We start from the raw sequence: 416 nt of genomic DNA, 5'->3' as shown, positions 1-416 counted from the left end.
GTGCCAGTCGCTTATCAACCTCTCCTTCTGCCGATAATCTTCTGATTGCAGCCATGCCTCTTTCTCTTTCAGGACCTCCTTTTTCTTCTCTAAGTCAAGTGCCAGTTCGGCTTTTCGTTTCAGCCACTCCCGTTTCAGGAGGGTCACGTTCTTTTGAGCGTTGAACCGGCTGATTTCGGCGCTTTGCGTTGTTACCGCCTCGTGGGTCTCCGCTATCTCCTCTTCGGTAAGCAGGATGATTCCTTCCAGTTTCCGGTGCTGCTCCTCATACTCCATCCGTTTCTCTTTGGTGATGGCGTAGATGCGTGCGCCCGTTTCGGAGTAGATGCCCGTTCCTGTCAGCTTCTCCAGAATATCCGATTTCTCGCTCTCCTTGCTTTGCAGGAACTTGGTGAAGTCGCCTTGCGCCAGCAGGG

At 52.9% G+C, this 416-nt stretch carries 1 pseudogene; it reads right to left on the bottom strand.

Annotated features, from left to right (window positions below):
- Positions 1-416, bottom strand: a pseudogene (locus K2G43_RS10100) (exonuclease SbcC); the annotation flags it as partial.

Origin of the sequence: Bacteroides sp. (genome assembly GCF_029057325.1) — a bacterium.
Taxonomy (GTDB): domain Bacteria; phylum Bacteroidota; class Bacteroidia; order Bacteroidales; family Bacteroidaceae; genus Bacteroides.
Note: the sequence above shows the minus strand (reverse complement) of the source record. Positions and strands in the feature narration are given on the sequence as shown.